Consider the following 19097-nt stretch of genomic DNA (forward strand, 5'->3'; position numbering starts at 1 on the left):
TGGGTCAGTGTCCGGGTTTCCGTGGGTCTGGGAACCCGAGTTCGGTGTACCCGGGTGCGCGTTTGCGTAGCGAGGAGGCGATCACGGGGGTGAGGACGTCGTGGTAGTCGTGAACGGTCGCGGTGGTCTTGCCGGGGTGGGAGCGGGTGATGCGTCCGGCGTATTGGACGAGGCGGCCCTTGAACGAGACGGGTGCGGCGAGAAACAGCGTGTCGAGGGCAGGGCAGTCGAAGCCTTCGCCGATGTAGGAGCCGGTACCGACGAGCAGCAGCGGGGCACCGCTGGCTGCGCGCGTTGCGATCGATTCGATGATGGCCTGGCGTTCACGGGCTTTCGTCCCGCCGCGCAGGGTGATGATGTCGTCGCAGCCAGCGGCGGTGAGGTGTTTGGCGAGTGCGTCGACGTGGTCGACCCAGGTGGTGAGGACCAGAATGTTGGCACCCGCCTGATGCGCGTCGAGGACATCGGTGACGATCTGTTTCAGGCGGTCGTCGTCAGCGACGAGTGCGCGGTAGATCTCGGCGATCCCGCCGGGCTGGCTGGGATCGGCGTCGCCGTCATAGGCGAATTGGGTTGGGTGCACGTGGAGAACTCGATGCGGTGCGGGCGCGTCGCCGCTCGCCGGCAGCTGGCCTGCTGCGGGTGCGTCGATAGTGTGGGTGTGTGAGCCGAGTTGGTGGTAGATGAGGTCGTCGAGTTGGTCGCGCCGGTATGGGGTGGCGGTGAGACCGAGCCAGTAGCGGGCGGGGATCTGGTTGAGGACCTCGGTGAAGGCGGAGGCGGCGATGTGGTGGCATTCGTCGACCACGACGAAGCCGTAGTCGCGGGTGAGCTCATCGACATTGGCGCGGCGGGCGAGGGTGGGTAACAGGGCGACGTCGATTACCCCGGTGGTTTTGGAGCGGCCCCCGCCGATCTGTCCGCATTTGATGCCGAGGTATTCGAGGATCCGGGTTCGCCATTGGTCGGCGAGGGCTTTGCGGTCCACGAGGATCAATGTCGACCTGGCGCGGGAAGCGATTGCCGCGCAGGCGATCACGGTCTTTCCGGTACCGGGCGGCGCAACCAGCACGCAGGTGTCCTGGGATTCGATGGCGTGCAACGCGGTGTGCTGTTCGGGCCGCAGCTCGCTCGCGCAGGTGAAGGATTGCTCGCTGCCGCCGATGCGGTTGTCGTCGATATTCAGTGTGCTGTCGGCAGATTCGACGAGGGTGGTGAGCAGGGCAAGTAGTCCGCGGGGCAGGATCAGGTCGCCGTCGAGGGTTTCGTCGTAGCTGCGCAGGAATCGTGGTGTGTCCCAGGTGCTTCGGCGGGCGCGCTGGCGGGTATAGAACTCCGGATTCGGGATGGAGGCGGCGTGCTTGACCGCTGAGATCATGGCCGGGCCGAGATCGGCAATGCTCAGCTGGAGCCGCGCCTCGAACGTTGCACGGATGATCGGTGCCGGGCGGGGCACGATCTTCGACGAGGTCGGTAGCTGAAGCCGCCGGACATTGTGGCCGACCTTCGGTTCGCTGAGTCCGGCGGCCAGTGCGTCGACCTGTTTCGGCGACAGCCGGGGGATGCTCGACAGGTACGCCCACTGGTCGTCGAACGGTTCGAGGGTGGCCGGATCCAAGAACAGCGTGGTTCCGTGTCGGCGTCGGGTGCCGTTGAGTGGTGCGGCGATCAGATTGCCCATGCCGCGGCCGGTATGGGTGTCCTGCGACGGGAACAGCCGGTCGTAGCTGGACAGACTCATGCTGCCGCGCAGCTGAATTGCCTCGGCGAGCAGGCCGGTAGCGATCCGCCGCGCCGTGGTCGCGGGTGTGGGTTCGGCAAAGAAGATCCAGACATGCGCGCCACGCCCGGACTGGGACACCTCGAGCGCTGCTGGAATGTCTTTGGCGCGAGCGGCTTTCAGGAATGCCAGCGCATCGAGCATGGCCGCGCTCTTGTCGAAGTCCGCCGCTACCCACCAGCAGGTGTCATCGTCGGTGAGCGGGTACAGGCCGACGTGGTGATCGCCGCGCAAATGACCGGCGATGACGTCGTCTGTGAGCGGCAGATACGGCGCTTCCGCCCGCGACCTGCCTTTGCTCCATCGGCCTCGGATGGCAGGCATCCAACCCGAACGGCCGTCACGGCGGTTCTCCCAGCGGAGCGCGTAGACGTCGTCGCGGCAACCGAAAAGGTCGAGATAGAACCGGACCTTGGCTTCCGGACTGGAACGCATGTCGACCGGCGTACCCACCGCTGTCTGGTCCGGAGCGGCGGCACGAGCCTGCTGCTCGGTCAGATCGAGCAGACGGCGCAGACGAGCGGTCTCCGCACGGAGGCTTTCGAGTTCTCCGGGATAGCGTTCCACGAGCAACCAGTCTGCCGTGCACTGCCCTGCTCGTCGACGGTGTGTGAGGGACATCGTGAGACACCGCATCCTGTTGAGGGGGATTTTCAGCGGAATCGCATGCTGCCGTGAGGTTTCCGGATTATTGGGTGCCGGTCACCGGTAGGGTCTGGAGACGTCGGCACCGTCACCTGAGGAGCAAGGACAGGATTCTGAAGGCGATCAAGAATTCGCAGCGAGCTGCGGCCGGTCCACTCGAGGAGTTGATCTATCGCGCCGGTGAGCTCAAGGCGGAACTGGTGGCGTTCGCGCAAAGTTCGCGTTTCGACAGGCAGTTGACCGCCGCGCTGATCGACGCCGCCGACGATCAGGGCTATTTGGACGAAGACCTGGCGATTCTGACCGTCGATCATTTCGCGCTGCAGCATCGACTGCCCGACGGTCGTACCGTCGTCGAACGGTTTGTCGCTCAACATCGTCCGCCGCTGTCCGGCGGTGATCGGGAGCTGCTGCTGGGATGGCGCGACGTCGTCGAGGGATGCTTCGAGGTGAGGCTCGTCGATGGGGTCGAGATTGTGCTGCACAACCTGATCGACGACCTGGTCTACCGCGTCTATTCGAATCTCGGGGCTGCGCCGTTCGCTCGTCTGCGAAAGGGCATGTTCGCCATCGCCAGGATTGTGCCCCTGTCGCAGGATGCTGATGCGTGGCTCGTCAGCGGAAATTTCGTGGCGCTCCCCAAATCCGCGGTGCGCCAAGTAGCGCAGAACGCCCTGACCATACTGACCGCGCATTCGGAGTTGTTGCGCCGCAACCCCGAGCTGCTGCGGCGAGCCTGGGAGATGCAGGCGCAGGACCGCGCGGATTTCATCGACCTGTTCGGCGGCGACCTGGTGGTGCTGCCGGTGGAGGAGTTCCGGGAGGGACTGAGCGAGCATTACCGGCGACGCCGGCAGAAGGCACTCGCGGGTCTCGACGACAAGGCGGCCAAGCGCGCCGCCGCGGCCGGACCGACTCCTGACATGCTTGCCGAACTGCCCGAGCAGCTGTGGGACGCGGAGACGGTCGGCGTGATCTACGACGAGGTCGAAGGGCTCAACTTCTATGGCGACTTCGGTCGGCTGGAGGCCCTGTTCGCCGATCCCGCGCTCGCCGGCGACCGGACCTACCTCGCGGTGCTGCGCGGCTATCTGCGTGACGATTCCGTTTCCACACTGCCGATCCGGCGTCTGGTCGAGCGTCATCGGGAAGGGGCCGATCCGGTGTTCCGTAAGTTGTTGGGAAAGCCCGGATTCTGTTGGGACCGCGACGGAGAAGCTCTGCTGCGCCGTCGCAAGAAGGAATTCTTCGATCGCGCGCCGACGCCCAGCATCTCCGTCGTCGGCGAGCGTCTGGCCGAACTTCTCCGTCGCAACCGATAGGCCACGAGATGGGCAGGCTCACAGAAGCGCAGCTGCGGGCCATGGTCGAAGAAGCCACAGTGGACGCCTACGGCGACGAAGAACAGCTGGTCGGCTTCTACACCATGATCGTCGACCACCTGGAGACCCCTTTCGAGGTGGAGGTCTTCGGGTTGACGGTCACCGTCAGCTCGATCGACTTGCTGGCTGGCAGTGGGATTGTCGCCATCTGCACCCACGGGCGGTCCCGCCAGGCAATCGGCATTCTCGACCTCCCCTTGCCCTCGCCTCCTCCGAGCGGAGCCGAATGGATCGAGGCGTACCGACATTGGGCACGCTGAAATTGTGTAGGTTCAGGGCGGAAAGATGAAGGTCGCAATACCGACCGATCTCACTGCCCACCCGGCTGAGCGAGCAAACCCGCACGAGGTCGGCGCGCCCCGAAATCAAGCTCAGGTCGTGGACTCTGCCGCGTTGGTGTCGAAGGTCGCCACTCCCAAACCTCTCCACGCGTCGAGGAGGCGTTTGTCACCCGAGGCGGCGACGAGATCGGTGTCCTCCAACTGTTCGGCCGATGCGCAGTGGACCGCGTCGTAGCCGCGCAGCGCCAGGGTGCCCGCCAGTTGTGCTGCGCGCAGGATCAGGGGTTCGTCCACTTCGACTACATCTATCTGTGGCCAGAGTTGGTCGAGGAGTCGTCGACCGGCCGCACGCCCGGTTTCGTCGAGGCGTGCCATGCGGTCGGCTTGTGCCAGTGCGGCAGCGGTTTCGACGTAGAGCATCCGGCTTGACACCACGGCGGCGGCGTCATTCCAGCATCGGCGGCAGGGCCGGACTGTTCGGCTCCTCGATCAACAGGCCGTACGAACGCCGATGTGTCCCGGTATCCGATCATCGGCGCTGCTCGTCGATCAGCTGACTGACGATGCCTTTCCCACGGACGGGCGTGGGCGCCGGCTGCTTCTTCTTGCGTGCCGCTTGGATTCGCCCTTCGGCCCGCAGCTGTTCGAGTCTGGTCGGCTGCTCGACGGGAACTATGCGGGCGATCGGCCGTCCGTGATCGGTGATGGTAACGGTGCGGCCGGAGCGAACTTCGGCCAGGTGACGGGTGAGGCTGTCGCGGAGTTCTCGAATTCCGACGTCCATGATCAAACCCCTATGTCGCCATATTTCGGTGATGAATTATGGCCGTAAATTGGGTTCGATGTGATGGTCTTCTCGGCCGTTGTGGCCGGTCGCGCGTTGGCGGTGCCCGCTGTGTGCTGGCAGATCTTCATCCCGATCAGACCCGCACCGTGCCACAGCGTGGTACGGTGTATCTATGGCTGTCCCGGAAATGTCCCCGCCGACCGAGGTCAGCGTCCGGCAATTTGTCAACGACTCCGGTGCCGTGACCCGCGGGCTGCGGGAAGGTCGGAAATACCTGCTCACCATCAATGGTGAGCCGTTGGCCGAGGTAACGCCGATCAGGCGACACCGCTTCGTCCGCACCAGCCAGGCCCAGACGATGTTCGCTACCGCTCCCACGCTGGACTACGAGGAGTTGCGGCGTGACCTGGATACGGCCGTCACCGACGAGTTGTCCGAGGACCCGTTCGAAGGGACCGGCCTGTGAACGATCCCCTGGCGAGGGGCGTGCTCGACACGAGCATCGTCGCCGCGTTGTCGGTTTTCGATCCGGCCGAACTGCCCGTCGAATCCGCTATCACCGCGGTCACCTTGGGCGAACTGTCACGGGGACCGTATGCCACCGACGATCCGATCAAGCGCGCTCGCCGGATTGCGGTGTTGCAGCACACGGAGGCGACGTTCGGAGAGGCGCTGCCCTACGACAGCGAAGCCGCGCGCATCTTCGGGCTGATCTGCGCTTCGGTATATGCGATCGGCCGACAGCCGCGACGCCGGACGGCCGACCTCATGATCGCCGCCACCGCTGCGCGCAACGGGCTGCCGCTGTACACGACCAATCCGAAGGACTTCGAGGGCCTCGACGGCCTCGTCACGATCGTGCCGGTCAGTCGTCCCGCCGGGGCTACCGGCTGACCGGACGGAGTCGGTCGTGAACCCGAGCGAGGTGCAAACCGGCGACCTCGACACAGGGCGGCCGGCTGCATGGAATCGACACTCGCTCATGCGGTGGCGGGGTGTACGGACTCGACCTATCCCCAAAATTTCCCCAAGAATTCGGGGTGCGCTTTGCGTGATTTCCCGGTCCAAACCCGCAGGGTGTGCAGGTCCGTCGTTCTTACCGACTTGAACTGACAACTGCGGGTTTGTGCCGAAATCCTGCACACCACCGGCACGTTGATCGAAACTCTCGATCAGAAGGTTGGGAGTTCGAGTCTCTCCGGGCGCGCAAGGCAACGGCCCCACACCGAATCGGTTTGGGGCCGTTGTCATTTGGGGAGAGTGGGTGGTGGGGGAGGTGGCGAGCTGTGATCGGCCGGGGGTGTGGGGTTGATGCGCACCCCTCCCGCGCATCACCAACCCCGGGCATGCGGGTTCCAGCACCTGGTCAAGGGTTGTTTTCCGGTGTGGGAAAGTCAATAGGGTGGTGTCGCACCAGAGGTGAGAATCCGGGCCCGGAGCGAGGTGGGGCGGACCGCGAAGTGAGAGGGAGTCGATGTCCAAAGGGCAACTGGCGGTGTTCATTCGGTCGCGGCGCGATGCGCTCGGCATGACGCAGGCTCAGCTGGCGGGGAGCACCGGGTGGTCCAAGTCGGCCATCGAGAAGGTGGAGGCGGGGACGCTGACGCCGAGCCTCGAGTTCGCGGGGGCGCTGTTCGATGCGCTGGGGATTCCGTACATCTATCGGGAGCGCATCGTGGCGGCGCTGTATCCGGGTGCGTTGGACCGCGTGCTGGGACCCTCGCCCGCCCTGCCCGACGCCGACGCGCTCGCCGATCTCGAGGACCTGCCCTATCCGGCCGCCTATCTGGCGCTGCCCGAGGGCGACGTGCTCGGTGTCAATGCCGCGTGGGCCGCCGCTTTTCCCGGGCTGCGGGCGCGGTCGAATCTGCTCGGCTATCTGTTCACCGATCCGGAGGCCGAGCGGATGCTCGTGGACTGGGAGCAGGTGGCGCACGGATTCACCTACGGGCTGCGCATGATGGGGCCGCTCTCGGTGCCCGAAACCGTGCTGAACGAGATCATCGAGCGGTGCCGGGTGCATCCGGAATTCGAGCGGATGTACGCCACCGATCCGGACGGTCCGGCGACGCTGCGACCCATCCTGCGGGTCGCCGATCCGGGTACCGGCGTCGTCCGGAACCTGCACATCAAGATCGACAAACCGCATCTGCCGCACAGTTCGTGGGTCACCTACCGGCTCGTTCCGGTGCGCGCGGAGGCCGCTACTTCCACGCGCCCAGACTCGGCAGATCGCCGCTGAGTCCGGTGCCGGGAGAACGGCCGATGAGCCACGCGGTCAGCGCCGCCGCGGGACCGGCCACCGCCGCGACGGGGTCGCCGGTGCCGAGTACGGCCGTGTAGCCGGTGTCGGTGGCGGTGAGGGTACGGGCGGAATCGACCTTCGGGGACAGTTCACCCACCGACTGGGCGAGCAATCGCGCCACGAAATCGGCGGGCCAGTCCTGCGGGGTGTAGCCGACATTCAGATCGACGTGGTGGATTTCCACCTCGAGCAGCCGCATCCAGGGGATCCGGGTGGCGGGGATTTCTCCGCCCTGACGATTGCGGACCAGGGCGGGCCAACGGTCCGGCGGCATGACGCGCGCCAGGGCGAGCCAGCGTTCGTGGGAGGCGGTGAGATCCTCCAGTTGCTCGCGCAGGGGGCGGGGCGCGCCCGCCTCGATGTCGGCTTCGCGGAGGAATTGACTTGCGTATTGCGGGGTTTCGATGCCGGTGCGGGCCCACAGCAGCAGGTTGACCAGGCTGTCGGCATTGCGGGACAGATGGGCCAGCACATGGCCGCGGGTCCAGCCGGGCAGTAGCGATGGTTCGACCAGGTCGGCGTCGGTCAGGGCGGCGACCGCTGGAACGAGTGGCGCGGTCGCGGTGGCGACGGCGTCGAGCAGGGCGGTGGTCTCGGCGAGTTGCGGGGCGTCGCTGGTCACGAATCCGACCCTAGACGCTTCCGGCGGTCAGCGGCCGGACGTCGCGGCGGTGCGCCCCCGGCGGGCCGGAATGCCGGAATCCCGTTCGGCGACAACGATTTGCACCGCCAGCGCCACCAGCCACAGCGACATGGCCCCGACCTGGATGCGCTGCGCGATGCCGAGACCGTAATTGCCGGGCAGATTGTCGGCGATCAGCATCCAGGCCGTCACCGCGGAACCCACGATCAGAATCCACAATCCGGTGTGCCGCAGGATCGGCCAGCGCCGATATTTGAAGGCCGCCACGGTGAAAGCGATCATGGCGATGTAGATGGAGAACACGGCCAGGGTGCTGGTCAGCGCGTGAATCTGATGCAGCTGTGGGAAAAGCCCGGTATCCACATAGCGTTTGGGCCTGCTCGGATCATCCGGCACGATGGGCCACTGCGCGTCCGAGATGGTGGCCGCGCCGAAGCAGGCCAGCGCCACCCAGCCGATGGTCGAGTAGCGCCGCCGCGAGAACAGCAGCACGCCACCCAGTCCCGCCACCACCAGCAGCGAGCCGGACACGGTGTCACCGGTGGTGAACACCCACCGGAAGGGTGCGCCCTTCTCGGCCAGCTGGCTGAGGAAGGTATTGGTGGGGTCGCTGGGGATGGGCAGGATGAACTCGAGCACCCAGGAGGAGTAGCCGAGCCCGGCGACGGCGATCAAGATCGCGATGAACCAGCGGAGCGCCCGGCGCCACCGCGGCTGCCGAGCGTTTTCACCCGGAGCCGCCTCGGCTAGTTTTTGCTCGGTTGGCATCATCACCGCGCTCGCTTTCGCTGGCCTCGCTTACTCGTACTGCCCTGCCCGCAGTTGATCTGTCCGGACTGGTCGGCTGGTCCGGTCGTAAGTCCATTGTGGCGCATTTGTTAACACGCCCGTCACACCCCGCGCGCCAGCGCCCGCATCACCAGGTCGGCAGCCGATTCCGCGCCCTCGTGTTCCCAAACCCGGATCACGGTCCACCCGGCGGCGGCCAGCCGGGCATCGGTATCCCGATCCCGCGCGACGTTTCCCGCGAGCTTGTCGGCCCACCACTGTGCATTGTTCTTCGGTCGCGTCGCATGCTCCGGGCAGCTGTGCCAGAAACATCCGTCCACATAAACCGCGACCTTCCGCCGGGGAAACACGATGTCTGCCCGCCGCCGCAGGCCCGGTAGCGGAGCCCTGTCCACGAAGAACCGCTTGCCCCGCCGATGTAATTCCCGCCGCAGCGCCAGCTCCGGTTGCGTGCCCACCCGCCGCTGCTTGGCCATGCGGGCACTGGTCGCCGCATCGGTGCCCGGTCGCGCCTGTGCCATCAGGGCACCCTATGCCGCCTCGCGCGGCGCGCCCCCCATGCGCTCGAGATGGTTCTCCACATCGTCGAGGAAGCCTTCGGGAAAACGCAGCGAACCCATGCGCGTGCGGCGCAGGAATCCCGCGGTCGCCCGTGCGGAGAGCAGCCGGGAATCGTCGAGGAACCAGCGCAGATCCTCGTAGGGCGCGTGAACGGGCCAGGTGGACACCGGAACCCGATGCACCACCCCGCCATGCCCCCAGGCCGCCGAGGGCCAGCTGCGGCGGGTCAACGGTTCTCCCTCGGGCACCGGGTCGTCGGTCGGATTGGTGATCCGCTCGGCGATCCACGAGGCCATGCGCACGCTCACCGCATTGCCGACCAGCTTCCAGCGATGCCCGTGCCGAATGCCCGGAACCGTCAAAGCCGGTGTGGTCCAGTCCCGATCGAAGCCCTGCAGGCGCTCACCGTCGGTGATGCCGGGAGTCACCAGCTCACCCGACGGCAGCCGCACGGCCGGCGGGCTCGCGATGCCGAGACCCGAGCCGCCCTTCAGCGTCGGCACGGCATTCACCGCCCACCCCAGCCCACGGGTGCCCTCGGTCCAGTAGAAGCCGCACGGATCCTGCGCCGGATGGCCCCCATCGCGGGGGCCCGCATCCGCCCCGAACAGGATCGGCCGCGGATCATCGGTGCGTGAGGCCAGCATCAGCACCCGTTCGCGGCGCTGCGGCAGCCCGAACGCGCGCGCATCCACCACCCGGTAGGCCCAGGTGTAGCCGAGTTCGGTGAGCGCGTCGGTGATGTGGCGCATGGCCGCCCCGCTGCCGAGCTGCAGCATGAACGGCACATTTTCGATGAGCAGCCAGCGCGGGCCCTTCTTCCGCTTGACCAGCCGGAACACCTCGTCCACCAAACCCGAACGGGCCCCGGTGATTCCGGCCGTGCGCCCGGCCTGCGACAGGTCCTGGCAGGGAAATCCCGCCGCCACCAGCTCGGTTCCGGCGGGCAGCGCACGCAGCTTGGTCACATCGGAATGCAATGGCACATCGGGGAAATGCGCGCCCAGCACGGCCTGCGCACCGGAGTCGATCTCACACAGCAACTCACTGCGCCACCCGTGCGCCGCAAGCCCGAGCTCCAGCCCGCCGATCCCGGCGAACAGCCCGACCATCCGCGCGCCCGTCACAACAGTCCCTTTCACCCCGGAGTCCCCGTGCCCCGAGCAGGTTACTCGAGTACCCACACCCCCATGGTGATCAACACTGTTCCACAGCCCCCACCCAGAGCCGTCCGCTATCACCAGGACAATTGATCAGCATGCGATGGCGTGCGGAAATGCCGAGAACCGGCGCACACCATTGCATGTTGATCACGATGTCCCCCGTCGCGAGTGATACCGGCCGGGGAGCGCGAGTGTGCGGACACCTGCAACTACGGTTATAGGCGTGACGGATAACGGGAGTGAGGAAGCCAAGCCGGGCGCACCACGGTGGCCGGCGATTCTCACCTGGCGGGCACACAACGCGTCCCGGATGGAGTCGGTGCGGGTGGTGCTGAGCGGCAACCGGATTCGCGCCGCGGGCCGCATCATCGCCGGTGAGTGCGAGGATCACCCCGCCTTCAGCGCCTCCTACGACCTGGTCACCGACGAGTCCGGGGTCACCAAGCGGCTGTCCCTGCGCAGCACGCTCGCCACGGGCGAACGCCACGCCTCGATCGCCCGCGACGAGGAGAACTACTGGCTCATCGACGCCGGAAACACCCACGTGAGATCCACTTTCGGCGGAGCTTTGGACGTCGACGTGGTGCTGAGCCCCTTCTTCAACACCCTCCCGATCCGTAGATACGGCCTGGCCCATGCCAGCGAGGACGTCCAGGTCCCGGTCGTCTACGTCCGCCTCCCCGACCTGCTCGTCCAGGAAGCCAGCCTCACCTACAGCAGCGGCCCCGACGGCATCCACGTCCTGTCCCCCGTATCGAGCGCGACCGTCACCGTCGACCCCGACGGCTTCCTCCTCGACTACCCCGGCCTGGCCGAACGCATCTGATCCGCCGAGTGGCAGATGCTGGAGGGGATTTGCCCCCTCCAGAACCTGCCACTCGATGAATCAGTCGAGGGAGTTGAGGACGCCGCCGGAGCGACCGGCGTCGATGAGCTTGGTCAGCCAGTTGTGGTCGCCGGGGCGGACATCGGTGATGAACCAGCGTTCGTTGTCGTCGTAGTCGGTGCGGGCGTCGTGGCCCGCCTCGGTGAGTTCGGTGATGGTGCCGTTGGCGCGGAGGCTGTCACGGGCCTGGGTGAGGACCTCGAGGGTGTCGTCGAGGACGTCGAGCAGTGCGGTGGCGTTCGGTTCGCAGATGGCGCGGACCAGGTCGGGGGCGGTGGCGGCGACCCGGGTGCCGTCGCGGAAGGAACCCGCGGCCAGACCCAGGGCCAGGGGACCGCCGTTCGCGCCCTCGATGGCGAGGGCCTCGGCCAGGACGTGGGGTAGGTGGGAGATGCGGGCCACCGCGCGGTCGTGCTCGACCGCCAGCACCGGGACCACCACCGCGCCGCAGTCCAGCGCGAGCTGCGCGACACGCCGGAACGGGTCGGCGTGTACACCGGGATCCACGCTGACCGCCCAGGCCGCGTTCTTGAACAGGTCGGGAGCCGATGCCGCCCAACCGGATTCGCTGGTCCCGGCCATCGGGTGCCCGCCGACGTAGCGCGCGCCCAGTTCGTGCCGCTGCACGGCCGCCGCGACCGGGGCCTTCACGCTCACCACGTCGGTGAGGACGCAATCGGGGGCGAAGGTCTTCACATCCGAGAGCACCGCGTCGATGGCGGGCATGGGCACGCCGACCACGATCAGCGCGTCGCGCCCGGCGGCCCGGGTGAGCACCGCCTCGACATCGCTGATCACGTCGTATCCATCCATCCGGGCGGCCTTCGCGCCGACCTCGGAGCGGTTGTAGCCGAACGCCTCGTAGCCGGCCGCGGCGGCGGCGCGCAGCACCGATCCGCCGATCAAACCGGTACCCAGGACGCAGACAGCTGGTTTCGGAGTGCCCGTCATGCGATCAGATTGGCATACGACTTCAACATTTCCCCCGAAGCGGACTACCGTTGCGGCCATGGCAGCACAGCGCTCGAGCACGAACAGGGCGGCGTCGGATGAGTTCGACGACGTGGAAGGGTTCGCAGTGGCGGTTGTCCGCGAGGAAGCCAACTGGAAAGTGACGCCCCTGAGCGAGGCCGCACTGTCCAGTCTGTCCGCGGCCGAGCACGAGTTGCGCACGCTGCGAAGTTCCGGCGCGGTCTTCGGCCTGCTCGACGTCGACGACGAATTCTTCATCATCCTGCGCCCGGGCCCGACCGGCAGCCGAATCCTGCTGTCGGACGCCACCGCCGCCATCGACTACGACATCGCGGCCGATGTACTGGAGGAACTCAATATCGAGATCCCCGACATCGACCCCGACGAGCTCGACGACATCGAGCCCTGGGAGGAGGGCGACCTCGGCGTGCTGTCCGACCTCGGCCTGCCCGAACCGGTGCTGTCGGTGATCCTCGCCGAGACCGACCTCTACCCGGACGAACAGCTCGGCATGATCGCCCAGCGCCTCGGCTTCGCCAACGAATTCTCCGCGGTCCTGGACAAGCTCCCGCGTTGATCGGCTCGCTCGCCTCCGATGAGGCGATGATGCGGGCCGCCATCGCCGCGGCAGCCGCCGCGGATCCGCGCGACGTCCCCGTCGGCGCGGTCGTCTTCGACGCCCAGGGCCGCGAGCTGGCGCGCGCCGCCAATGCCCGTGAGGCCCTGGGCGATCCGACCGCCCATGCCGAAGTCCTCGCCCTGCGCGCCGCCGCCCGAGTGGTCGGCGACGGCTGGCGCCTCGAGGGCTGCACCCTCGCTGTCACCCTCGAACCGTGCACCATGTGCGCCGGCGCCCTCGTCCTCTCCCGGGTAGACCGCCTCATCTTCGGCGCCTGGGAACCCAAAACCGGCGCCGTCGGCTCCCTCTGGGACGTAGTCCGTGACCGACGTCTCAATCACCGCCCCCAAGTCCGAGCCGGCGTCCTCGAACCCGAATGCGCCGCTCTCCTCGACATTTTCTTCCGCACCCACCGCCCCTGACCCCCCTCTCCAGGCGATTTCAGAATCCCGGGTCCCCTCAGGTAAAGTCACCTGCGGTGGCGTGTCCGAGCGGCCTAAGGAGCACGCCTCGAAAGCGTGTGAGGGGTAACCCCCCTCCGAGGGTTCAAATCCCTCCGCCACCGCCAGTGCCCCTGACCTGCTAAGCCCAGTTCAGGGGCCTTTTTTATGCCGCGATCGGATCGCGATCCGTCGGTTCCGCAACATTTCCGCAACGGGCGGCGGATGAGTACCGCGTATCCATGATGTCCGCAACGTTGTCCAGGTCCGCATTGAACAGGTCTGCATAGTCGTTCAGCGTTACGGATGGGTCCTTGTGCCCGAGCATCTTCGACAGCACCAACACGTTCGCACCCGCCGAGATCGCCAGTGACGCACAGGTATGCCGGAGATCGTGCGGTGTGATCCGCTGAACCTTGGCCCGCTTTACCGCGCCGACGAACCAGCCATCATCGCTCTTGGACCGTCCGAGGTACTTGGTGGCGTCCTCCTTGTTCGGGAACACCAGGGCGTCAGGTTTCAAATCCTCGACGTGGAACCGCAGCAGATCGAGGACAAACCTCGCCACTGGTACCTCGCGGTTCTCGCGCCCCTTTGTCGGGCCAACCTTGAACCCGGTCTCTTCGGTCACAGCCTTGGTGATCGAGAGCCGCTTGCGCATGAAGTCGATATCGAAGACCCGCAACGCGATTGCCTCACCCCACCGGATACCGCAGTAAGCGAGTACGAGTACAAGCAGACCGTGACCGTGAACGTCAGCTTCCTTCGATAGTCGGCCAACATCCTCGGCTGTCAGGTAGATGTGCTTCTTGCGGAGCTTCTTCGGCATCACCTTGGAGACCGTCTTGCTGCGCGCCGGATTCTTGGGCAGCAGGCCACGACTCACTGCGAGATCCAGGATGCCCGCGAGGACACCGTAGGCGCGGATGATGACGGTGGCACCGGCATTAATGTCGGGTTTGCTGTTCTTCTCTGCGCGCTGCTGAGCTGCCAGCCGCATGTCCAGAATCCAGGTCTTCACGTCCTCGGTGTCCACGTCTCCGACCCCGACGCCCGACCAGCGCTCCTTCACGTGGTTACGCCACGACGACTCCAAAGGCCCCGAATTCGTCTCTGCGGTCGTGGCCCCCTTCTCCTTCAGCCAGTCCGGCGCGAGCGCGCCGACCTTGATTCGACCGGCAGAAGGTGCGATGTAATCGCCTGTGGCCTTCTTGGTTTCCGTCTCTGCCTGGAACGACTTGGCCGCACCGAGGGTCTTGAAGCCAGACTTTGACGTTTGCTTGCCTGCCGGTGTCCGATAAACGACCCGATATCGAATCCCCTTGTCCTTCGGGGTCTTTCGAACGTCGTACTCGTAGATTCCGGGGTAGTTGGTGGCCCTCTCCTTGTTGGTGGTCGTCATCTAGCTAGTTCTCCTTGATCTCATTGAGTAGCAGCACAATTCGCCGCAGGGCCGCCGCCTGCTGCTGCGGCGTGAGCGCCGCGTACATGGGGCCGACCACGTCGGCGAGGACCTGCACAGGGTCGGCTGGCCAGTCGGCGGTGACTGCGGGAGCCGGATTAGCCGCTCCCTTGACTGTGGAGATGCCATCCCAGAGTTTGAGCAGGTTCGCGAGCTGCGGCACGGTCGGCGCGGACGCCTCCATGCCCTTGATTGTGCGCACGGGGACGCCGGAAAGTTCGGCCAGCCGAGTTTGAGTCAGTTTCAGCGCCTGACGTTCCCGCATGATCTTGGCTGCGAACCGCGCCCGGTCCTCGGCGTCAAGCCTCTCCCCTTGATGCAGTCGGTAGAACACCTCGAGGTCGACGTCGAAATCTTCACCATGTGACGGATCGACCTCATCGGGATAGTCGCCGTAGTAATCCTGGTCACTTTTGTCATCCACAACGGTCCACTCCTTTCAACTCTTGCCCCTAGCGCAGTGCAAGAGTAGCACGATACTGCGATGCGTGGACATGGAGTTGTGGGTATCAGCCGAGAACCGTGGTGTACGGTTGGTCGAGAGGGGTGAGATATTGAATCTCCCGCCCCTTGAGGTTGGCAATAATTCCGACAAGCAAGGAGAAGGTCGCGATGACCACACCTATGAGCCCGGCTGAAGCTGCACGCGTCGCTGGGTGCCACCAGAACAGCATCTATGCCGCCCTCCTGGCCGGTGAACTAAAGGGCTACCAGCGCCGCGCACCGAAAGGGCGCTGGCGGATCTTCCCAGAAGATTTGGACCACTGGCTTCGTGGTGGTGTGGCCGCATGATCATGGACAAGAACGCCATCCGCGCACTACTCACCAGCGACATGCCCGCAGAGGAACGAATCTGCGCCACGCTGGCTGCACTTTCGGGAGAAGGTGCCGTGACACTCCGTGCGGGACAGGGAATGAAGGTCAAGCCGGGCTCGGTCGAATTCCTTCGCGGCATCCTGAACGCTGGTCCACTGCCGCGTCAGCACGTGCTGAAGGCGGCTACCGTCCGCGGATTTAGTGAGGATCACATGACTGTTGCTGCTGGCTGGCTCAGGGTGAAATCCACTCGATACGAGTCGAACCGAGTCCTGTGGTCGATTCCGGAGGCGAGCCAGTGACTGGTACCGATACCAGCCAACCCCAGGGTGCCGCCGGTACTGGTACTGGCGTCCTGTTACGCCCGGACCTGTACGCGAACATGGATTTCGAGGGGGCGGACACAGCCCCGGAGCCAACTATCTGCCGACGCATCGATGGGCAAGCGCTTCTGTATCCGAATGCGGTAAACGCGATCTTCGGACCACCGGGGGAAGGTAAGACGTGGCTGATGCTCGCGGTGGTCAGCGAGACACTCAACGATGGCGGCCGGGTCCTATTCATCGACGTTGATGACAACGGGCGCGGCGCAATCCGTTGGCGACTCGAAGCATTCGGTACACTGCGCGAAACCATCGCCGACAAGGGCAAGTTCCTGTACTGCACGCCTTCGGATATTGAGGACCTGGAAGCCATCGTGGAGGACATGAAGCGGTGGCGTCCGTCGCTCGTGGTGATCGACTCAATCGGGACCGTGGTCACCATGAGCGGGGGCTCGGCGAACGACGCCGACGACTTCAACCGTGTGAACTTCCGGGTGATGGTTCCGATGTCACAGACGGGTGCAGTGGTGGCCTACATCGATCACGTATCGAAAAACCCGGACAGCGCAAGGCATGGTGCGCAAGGGTCCTCGGCGAAGCTGCAACGCATCAGCGGCGTATCTATCCGCGTGACAGGCAAAGAGCCGTTCATCCCCGGCCAGGGCGGCCAATCGCTGCTGACCGGGAACAAGGATCGGCATGGGACCGTGTCGCGGAATTGCGTTCCGATGGAGGACGGTTCGGCTGACAAGTTCATCGTCGGGACGTTCGTCATGAACGAAACCGAGGATGGGATTGCGTGGGAGATCACCGCCGAAGGTGGGGTAACTCCACAGAAGGCTGGTCGGCCTCGCCGTGATCGATTGGCGGAACTGAAGACCATGACCCCTCCCCCGAAAACGGGCAACGAGGCGTGTGAACGGCTGGGCGGCAATCGGAAAGCGGCCCTGAACGCATGGGACGAGTTCAAGTACTGGCAGGCGGGGGAAGCAGGCGAACAGGCCGCATCGGAGTCGCGCTGCAAGGAGGGAGGGGCCCGCCCGGCGATGTTCGTCCTCGGTGCGGAGTACCCCCTCCCCCGGTTGCGCGCGAGATTGGCGACTGTGCCTGAGGGTAGGCCGATGGCGCGGACCTGAGGGTTCCTCCCCTGGGTGACATGTAGGTCACGTGCTTGATCAATTGCAGGATCTGGGACTAGAGCTGTGACCGTGTGCGCTCACGAACGCGCGTCACCGTTCGCGTTGGCGCAAACCGCACGCAACGCCGTTTGGCCTACTACTTGTTGTCGGACCCAAGTAGTATAGTCTCGGCGAAAGACGTCCAGACGTCCATACGATGGAGACTTCGATGACGAGACTTAGCCCCGGTCAGGTGCGGGATGCGATCATAACCACGCTGTCGAGCCGACCCAATGGCGCGACCATTGACGAGCTGGTTATTGCGGTGAGTGAAATCATCGGCCATCCGGTGGCAAGGTCTTCCGTTCGCTCCTACCTCAGGCTCAACACGCCAGGACGTTTCATTCGTACTGGTCGAGGCGCCTACAAGCTGGGGAGCAAGGGGTGACGGCCCAGATTGAAGAGACTGCAAACGATCCGGCCGAATCACCAGTTGTCACTTTTGGCTCGGCGAAGCTGTACCAGGCAGATGCCCTCGATTGGTTGCGTTCACAACCGCACGAGTCGATTCACGGTGTCGTTACAGACCCACCGTATGGGCTTGTGGAATATACGCAAAGCCATCAGCAGAAGCTTCGCAGCGGGAAAGGCGGGGTTTGGCGAATTCCTCCCTCATTTGATGGCCATAAGAGGTCTCCTCTGCCTCGCTTCACCACCCTTACCGATGCCGACCTTGAGCATTTGAAGAATTTCTTCCGAAATCTCGGTGAGGCATTATTGCCTGTGCTCGTACCCGGCGCTCATGTGATGATTGCTTCGAATCCCCTTGTTTCTCATTTGGTTTCAAATTCGCTTGGATTGGCGGGACTGGAGAAGAGGGGGGAAATCATTCGTCTGGTCCAGACAATGCGAGGTGGAGATCGCCCCAAGAATGCTCACGACGAATTCTCTGATATTTCGGTTATGCCACGGTCAATGTGGGAACCATGGGTTCTCTTCCGGAAGCCTGTAGAGGGCACAGTTGCAGATAATCTTCGCAAGTGGGGAACTGGGGGTTTGCGGAGAATATCCGATGAATTGCCTTTTGGTGATGTCATAAAGTCGGCACCCACACGAAAGTCGGAACGTAGCCTAGCTGCACACCCGTCACTCAAACCACAAGCCTTCCTGAGGCAGGTGGTACGAGCTACCCTGCCCCTCGGTAAGGGTGTAGTTCTGGATCCATTCGCAGGATCGGGGTCGACTCTCGCGGCGGCTGAGGCGGTCGGTTATCAGAGTATCGGCGTAGAACTCGACCCCGAATATATCGGGGTTGCGCAGGCGGCAATTCAGGCGTTGTCCACCCTCAAGATAAGCTAGTCGCGGTCGAGGTAAACCCACCGCTCTCGAAGCTTGGCGATACCGTCAGCATCGAGAGTGGAGGTTCTCGTACCCAACTCGCTACGTTCATTCCGCCTGAAGTCTTCGGGTTCCACCTGCCCAAGGTAGACCTCACGAAATCGCATCGGCGCTCGATTGAATGCGGGCTCGGTCTCGTTATCAACCCCATAGACGAATACGCACATCCACTGTTGGCGCCCGCCGTGTGTGTCGACAGCTCCACCCTTTTTCCGGGTCGACTTTATTTCAACTCCCTCGGTTCCAGCCTTTACCCTGTTCCCAGGGTAGATACCGCGAACGACAAGGTCCGGGTGACCATTGAAATAGGTATTGACTACCAAAGATCGGGAATGCTTCGCCATGGATTCGGTGAGCATGTCGGAGACAACTCCGGAACAGATCGCTGGCCTGAGCATGTCATCGAGTCGCGCAAGCCTCTTGTCGGCCAGATGTGTGTTTACGTCGTAGAAGAAGTCATAGACATCCTGCATCGCACTCTCGAAATCTATCTGACGCAGGTTGTATGGCAACGACAGTGCTGGATTGAAGCAGGACAGGTCGACTCGTTGGCGCTCGATCACCCGGTCGATGGTAGCTCAGACCGTCCGGTTCCCCGGCCGCAACTCGCCGTATCTCGTTCTGCTGCAATCAGTCCCATCGGAAAGTTGGGGGTAGTGGGATGGTGCAGGAGCCCTGAGCTCATATCTCACGACGGTGTGGGCACCTTCGGAACACTCTAGTGTCC

25 protein-coding genes and 1 tRNA gene are annotated in these 19097 nt (G+C 64.6%); 14 read left to right on the forward strand and 12 right to left on the reverse strand.

Features of this window, described 5'->3' with window-relative positions; translation table 11 throughout:
* Positions 1 to 4: 4 nt before the first annotated feature.
* Complete coding sequence (locus NS2_RS13275; RefSeq protein ID WP_228102582.1) at positions 5 to 2347, reverse strand: DEAD/DEAH box helicase; 2343 nt, start codon at positions 2345 to 2347, stop codon at positions 5 to 7.
* A gap of 242 nt (positions 2348 to 2589) precedes the next feature.
* On the opposite strand from NS2_RS13275, the gene NS2_RS13280 reads away from it, so the two are divergent.
* Positions 2590 to 3747 carry a hypothetical protein gene (locus NS2_RS13280; protein WP_200885915.1) on the forward strand — a complete coding sequence of 386 codons (1158 nt, stop codon included), beginning with the start codon at positions 2590 to 2592 and terminating at the stop codon, positions 3745 to 3747.
* A gap of 8 nt (positions 3748 to 3755) precedes the next feature.
* The gene (locus NS2_RS13285; RefSeq protein WP_033087757.1) at positions 3756 to 4067 is read left to right on the forward strand and encodes a hypothetical protein; all 312 of its coding nucleotides are present in this window, start codon (positions 3756 to 3758) and stop codon (positions 4065 to 4067) included.
* Positions 4068 to 4178: 111 nt separating this feature from the next.
* Here NS2_RS13285 and NS2_RS13290 read toward each other — a convergent pair whose 3' ends face one another.
* Together NS2_RS13290 and NS2_RS13295 are read right to left on the reverse strand one after the other, a co-directional pair.
* A complete protein-coding gene (locus NS2_RS13290; RefSeq protein WP_230464015.1) occupies positions 4179 to 4508 on the reverse strand; it encodes a type II toxin-antitoxin system VapC family toxin in 330 nt (109 codons plus the stop codon).
* A 109-nt stretch (positions 4509 to 4617) separates the two neighbouring features.
* A complete protein-coding gene (locus NS2_RS13295; RefSeq protein ID WP_033087758.1) occupies positions 4618 to 4872 on the reverse strand; it encodes a type II toxin-antitoxin system Phd/YefM family antitoxin in 255 nt (84 codons plus the stop codon).
* Between the two features lie 175 nt (positions 4873 to 5047).
* Here NS2_RS13295 and NS2_RS13300 point away from each other — a divergent pair, with 175 nt between their 5' ends.
* The 3 genes from NS2_RS13300 to NS2_RS13310 all read left to right on the forward strand — a co-directional run bounded on the left by NS2_RS13300 (position 5048) and on the right by NS2_RS13310 (position 7117).
* Positions 5048 to 5341, forward strand: coding sequence for a hypothetical protein (locus NS2_RS13300; protein WP_083414807.1), 294 nt, complete (start codon positions 5048 to 5050; stop codon positions 5339 to 5341).
* Positions 5338 to 5769 carry a type II toxin-antitoxin system VapC family toxin gene (locus tag NS2_RS13305; protein WP_033087759.1) on the forward strand — a complete coding sequence of 144 codons (432 nt, stop codon included), beginning with the start codon at positions 5338 to 5340 and terminating at the stop codon, positions 5767 to 5769. The genes NS2_RS13300 and NS2_RS13305 overlap by 4 nt, the downstream gene beginning before the upstream one ends.
* 580 nt (positions 5770 to 6349) lie before the next feature.
* Complete coding sequence (locus tag NS2_RS13310; protein ID WP_045439465.1) at positions 6350 to 7117, forward strand: MmyB family transcriptional regulator; 768 nt, start codon at positions 6350 to 6352, stop codon at positions 7115 to 7117.
* Here the strand turns inward: NS2_RS13310 and NS2_RS13315 are convergent.
* The 4 genes from NS2_RS13315 to NS2_RS13330 all read right to left on the reverse strand — a co-directional run bounded on the left by NS2_RS13315 (position 7080) and on the right by NS2_RS13330 (position 10285).
* Positions 7080 to 7802: a maleylpyruvate isomerase family mycothiol-dependent enzyme gene (locus tag NS2_RS13315; RefSeq protein ID WP_033087761.1), complete on the reverse strand. Its 723-nt coding sequence runs from the start codon at positions 7800 to 7802 to the stop codon at positions 7080 to 7082. The two genes, NS2_RS13310 and NS2_RS13315, sit on opposite strands and share 38 nt — an antisense overlap.
* Before the next feature lie 27 nt (positions 7803 to 7829).
* Positions 7830 to 8498 carry a DUF998 domain-containing protein gene (locus NS2_RS13320; protein ID WP_230464016.1) on the reverse strand — a complete coding sequence of 223 codons (669 nt, stop codon included), beginning with the start codon at positions 8496 to 8498 and terminating at the stop codon, positions 7830 to 7832.
* A gap of 215 nt (positions 8499 to 8713) precedes the next feature.
* Entirely contained in the window at positions 8714 to 9133 is a 420-nt protein-coding gene (locus tag NS2_RS13325; protein WP_033087762.1) for a very short patch repair endonuclease, read from the reverse strand.
* 9 nt (positions 9134 to 9142) lie between these two features.
* The gene (locus NS2_RS13330) at positions 9143 to 10285 is read right to left on the reverse strand and encodes a DNA cytosine methyltransferase (protein ID WP_186817595.1); all 1143 of its coding nucleotides are present in this window, start codon (positions 10283 to 10285) and stop codon (positions 9143 to 9145) included.
* 274 nt (positions 10286 to 10559) lie between these two features.
* On the opposite strand from NS2_RS13330, the gene NS2_RS13335 reads away from it, so the two are divergent.
* The gene (locus NS2_RS13335) at positions 10560 to 11162 is read left to right on the forward strand and encodes a putative glycolipid-binding domain-containing protein (protein ID WP_071812263.1); all 603 of its coding nucleotides are present in this window, start codon (positions 10560 to 10562) and stop codon (positions 11160 to 11162) included.
* Positions 11163 to 11222: 60 nt separating this feature from the next.
* Here the strand turns inward: NS2_RS13335 and NS2_RS13340 are convergent, their stop codons facing one another.
* The gene (locus tag NS2_RS13340) at positions 11223 to 12173 is read right to left on the reverse strand and encodes a prephenate dehydrogenase (RefSeq protein ID WP_033087765.1); all 951 of its coding nucleotides are present in this window, start codon (positions 12171 to 12173) and stop codon (positions 11223 to 11225) included.
* A gap of 58 nt (positions 12174 to 12231) precedes the next feature.
* Here NS2_RS13340 and NS2_RS13345 point away from each other — a divergent pair, with 58 nt between their 5' ends.
* The 3 genes from NS2_RS13345 to NS2_RS13355 all read left to right on the forward strand — a co-directional run bounded on the left by NS2_RS13345 (position 12232) and on the right by NS2_RS13355 (position 13381).
* The gene (locus NS2_RS13345; RefSeq protein WP_033087766.1) at positions 12232 to 12771 is read left to right on the forward strand and encodes a tRNA adenosine deaminase-associated protein; all 540 of its coding nucleotides are present in this window, start codon (positions 12232 to 12234) and stop codon (positions 12769 to 12771) included.
* Positions 12772 to 12797: 26 nt separating this feature from the next.
* Entirely contained in the window at positions 12798 to 13235 is a 438-nt protein-coding gene (locus NS2_RS13350; protein WP_033087783.1) for a nucleoside deaminase, read from the forward strand.
* A 55-nt stretch (positions 13236 to 13290) separates the two neighbouring features.
* Positions 13291 to 13381: transfer RNA gene (locus tag NS2_RS13355), tRNA-Ser, on the forward strand.
* A gap of 38 nt (positions 13382 to 13419) precedes the next feature.
* Here NS2_RS13355 and NS2_RS13360 read toward each other — a convergent pair.
* The 3 genes from NS2_RS13360 to NS2_RS35990 all read right to left on the reverse strand — a co-directional run bounded on the left by NS2_RS13360 (position 13420) and on the right by NS2_RS35990 (position 15389).
* Positions 13420 to 14655: a tyrosine-type recombinase/integrase gene (locus NS2_RS13360; protein ID WP_081985890.1), complete on the reverse strand. Its 1236-nt coding sequence runs from the start codon at positions 14653 to 14655 to the stop codon at positions 13420 to 13422.
* A gap of 4 nt (positions 14656 to 14659) precedes the next feature.
* Complete coding sequence (locus tag NS2_RS13365; RefSeq protein WP_033087767.1) at positions 14660 to 15139, reverse strand: helix-turn-helix domain-containing protein; 480 nt, start codon at positions 15137 to 15139, stop codon at positions 14660 to 14662.
* Positions 15140 to 15224: 85 nt separating this feature from the next.
* Positions 15225 to 15389 (reverse strand): hypothetical protein, encoded by a 165-nt coding sequence (locus tag NS2_RS35990; RefSeq protein WP_162483913.1) that lies wholly within the window; start codon positions 15387 to 15389, stop codon positions 15225 to 15227.
* On the opposite strand from NS2_RS35990, the gene NS2_RS38420 reads away from it, so the two are divergent.
* The 5 genes from NS2_RS38420 to NS2_RS37425 all read left to right on the forward strand — a co-directional run bounded on the left by NS2_RS38420 (position 15340) and on the right by NS2_RS37425 (position 18331).
* Entirely contained in the window at positions 15340 to 15507 is a 168-nt protein-coding gene (locus tag NS2_RS38420; protein ID WP_353526765.1) for a helix-turn-helix domain-containing protein, read from the forward strand. The two genes, NS2_RS35990 and NS2_RS38420, sit on opposite strands and share 50 nt — an antisense overlap.
* Complete coding sequence (locus NS2_RS13375; protein WP_033087768.1) at positions 15504 to 15833, forward strand: hypothetical protein; 330 nt, start codon at positions 15504 to 15506, stop codon at positions 15831 to 15833. Before NS2_RS38420 ends, NS2_RS13375 begins: the two co-directional genes overlap by 4 nt.
* The gene (locus NS2_RS13380; RefSeq protein WP_071812264.1) at positions 15830 to 16990 is read left to right on the forward strand and encodes an AAA family ATPase; all 1161 of its coding nucleotides are present in this window, start codon (positions 15830 to 15832) and stop codon (positions 16988 to 16990) included. The genes NS2_RS13375 and NS2_RS13380 overlap by 4 nt, the downstream gene beginning before the upstream one ends.
* Before the next feature lie 211 nt (positions 16991 to 17201).
* On the forward strand, positions 17202 to 17420 hold the full coding sequence (locus NS2_RS13385) for a hypothetical protein (protein ID WP_143161506.1): 219 nt from the start codon (positions 17202 to 17204) through the stop codon (positions 17418 to 17420).
* A complete protein-coding gene (locus tag NS2_RS37425) occupies positions 17417 to 18331 on the forward strand; it encodes a DNA-methyltransferase (RefSeq protein WP_228102583.1) in 915 nt (304 codons plus the stop codon). The genes NS2_RS13385 and NS2_RS37425 overlap by 4 nt, the downstream gene beginning before the upstream one ends.
* Here NS2_RS37425 and NS2_RS13395 read toward each other — a convergent pair.
* Positions 18328 to 18933 (reverse strand): hypothetical protein, encoded by a 606-nt coding sequence (locus tag NS2_RS13395; protein WP_033087769.1) that lies wholly within the window; start codon positions 18931 to 18933, stop codon positions 18328 to 18330. The two genes, NS2_RS37425 and NS2_RS13395, sit on opposite strands and share 4 nt — an antisense overlap.
* Positions 18934 to 19097 lie beyond the last annotated feature (164 nt).

Source organism: Nocardia seriolae NBRC 15557, from assembly GCF_007990715.1.
GTDB lineage: Bacteria > Actinomycetota > Actinomycetes > Mycobacteriales > Mycobacteriaceae > Nocardia > Nocardia seriolae.

Bases quoted from the DNA above. Each gene is read 5' to 3' on its own strand.
- NS2_RS13285 (WP_033087757.1), top strand. From the start codon at position 3,756: ATGGGCAGGCTCACAGAAGCGCAGCTGCGGGCCATGGTCGAAGAAGCC.
- NS2_RS13290 (WP_230464015.1), bottom strand. From the start codon at position 4,508: ATGCTCTACGTCGAAACCGCTGCCGCACTGGCACAAGCCGACCGCATG.
- NS2_RS13295 (WP_033087758.1), bottom strand. From the start codon at position 4,872: ATGGACGTCGGAATTCGAGAACTCCGCGACAGCCTCACCCGTCACCTG.
- NS2_RS13300 (WP_083414807.1), top strand. From the start codon at position 5,048: ATGGCTGTCCCGGAAATGTCCCCGCCGACCGAGGTCAGCGTCCGGCAA.
- NS2_RS13310 (WP_045439465.1), top strand. From the start codon at position 6,350: ATGTCCAAAGGGCAACTGGCGGTGTTCATTCGGTCGCGGCGCGATGCG.
- NS2_RS13325 (WP_033087762.1), bottom strand. From the start codon at position 9,133: ATGGCACAGGCGCGACCGGGCACCGATGCGGCGACCAGTGCCCGCATG.
- NS2_RS13330 (WP_186817595.1), bottom strand. From the start codon at position 10,285: ATGGTCGGGCTGTTCGCCGGGATCGGCGGGCTGGAGCTCGGGCTTGCG.
- NS2_RS13340 (WP_033087765.1), bottom strand. From the start codon at position 12,173: ATGACGGGCACTCCGAAACCAGCTGTCTGCGTCCTGGGTACCGGTTTG.
- NS2_RS13345 (WP_033087766.1), top strand. From the start codon at position 12,232: ATGGCAGCACAGCGCTCGAGCACGAACAGGGCGGCGTCGGATGAGTTC.
- NS2_RS13350 (WP_033087783.1), top strand. From the start codon at position 12,798: ATGATGCGGGCCGCCATCGCCGCGGCAGCCGCCGCGGATCCGCGCGAC.
- NS2_RS13360 (WP_081985890.1), bottom strand. From the start codon at position 14,655: ATGACGACCACCAACAAGGAGAGGGCCACCAACTACCCCGGAATCTAC.
- NS2_RS38420 (WP_353526765.1), top strand. From the start codon at position 15,340: ATGAGCCCGGCTGAAGCTGCACGCGTCGCTGGGTGCCACCAGAACAGC.
- NS2_RS35990 (WP_162483913.1), bottom strand. From the start codon at position 15,389: ATGCTGTTCTGGTGGCACCCAGCGACGCGTGCAGCTTCAGCCGGGCTC.
- NS2_RS13375 (WP_033087768.1), top strand. From the start codon at position 15,504: ATGATCATGGACAAGAACGCCATCCGCGCACTACTCACCAGCGACATG.
- NS2_RS13385 (WP_143161506.1), top strand. From the start codon at position 17,202: ATGACGAGACTTAGCCCCGGTCAGGTGCGGGATGCGATCATAACCACG.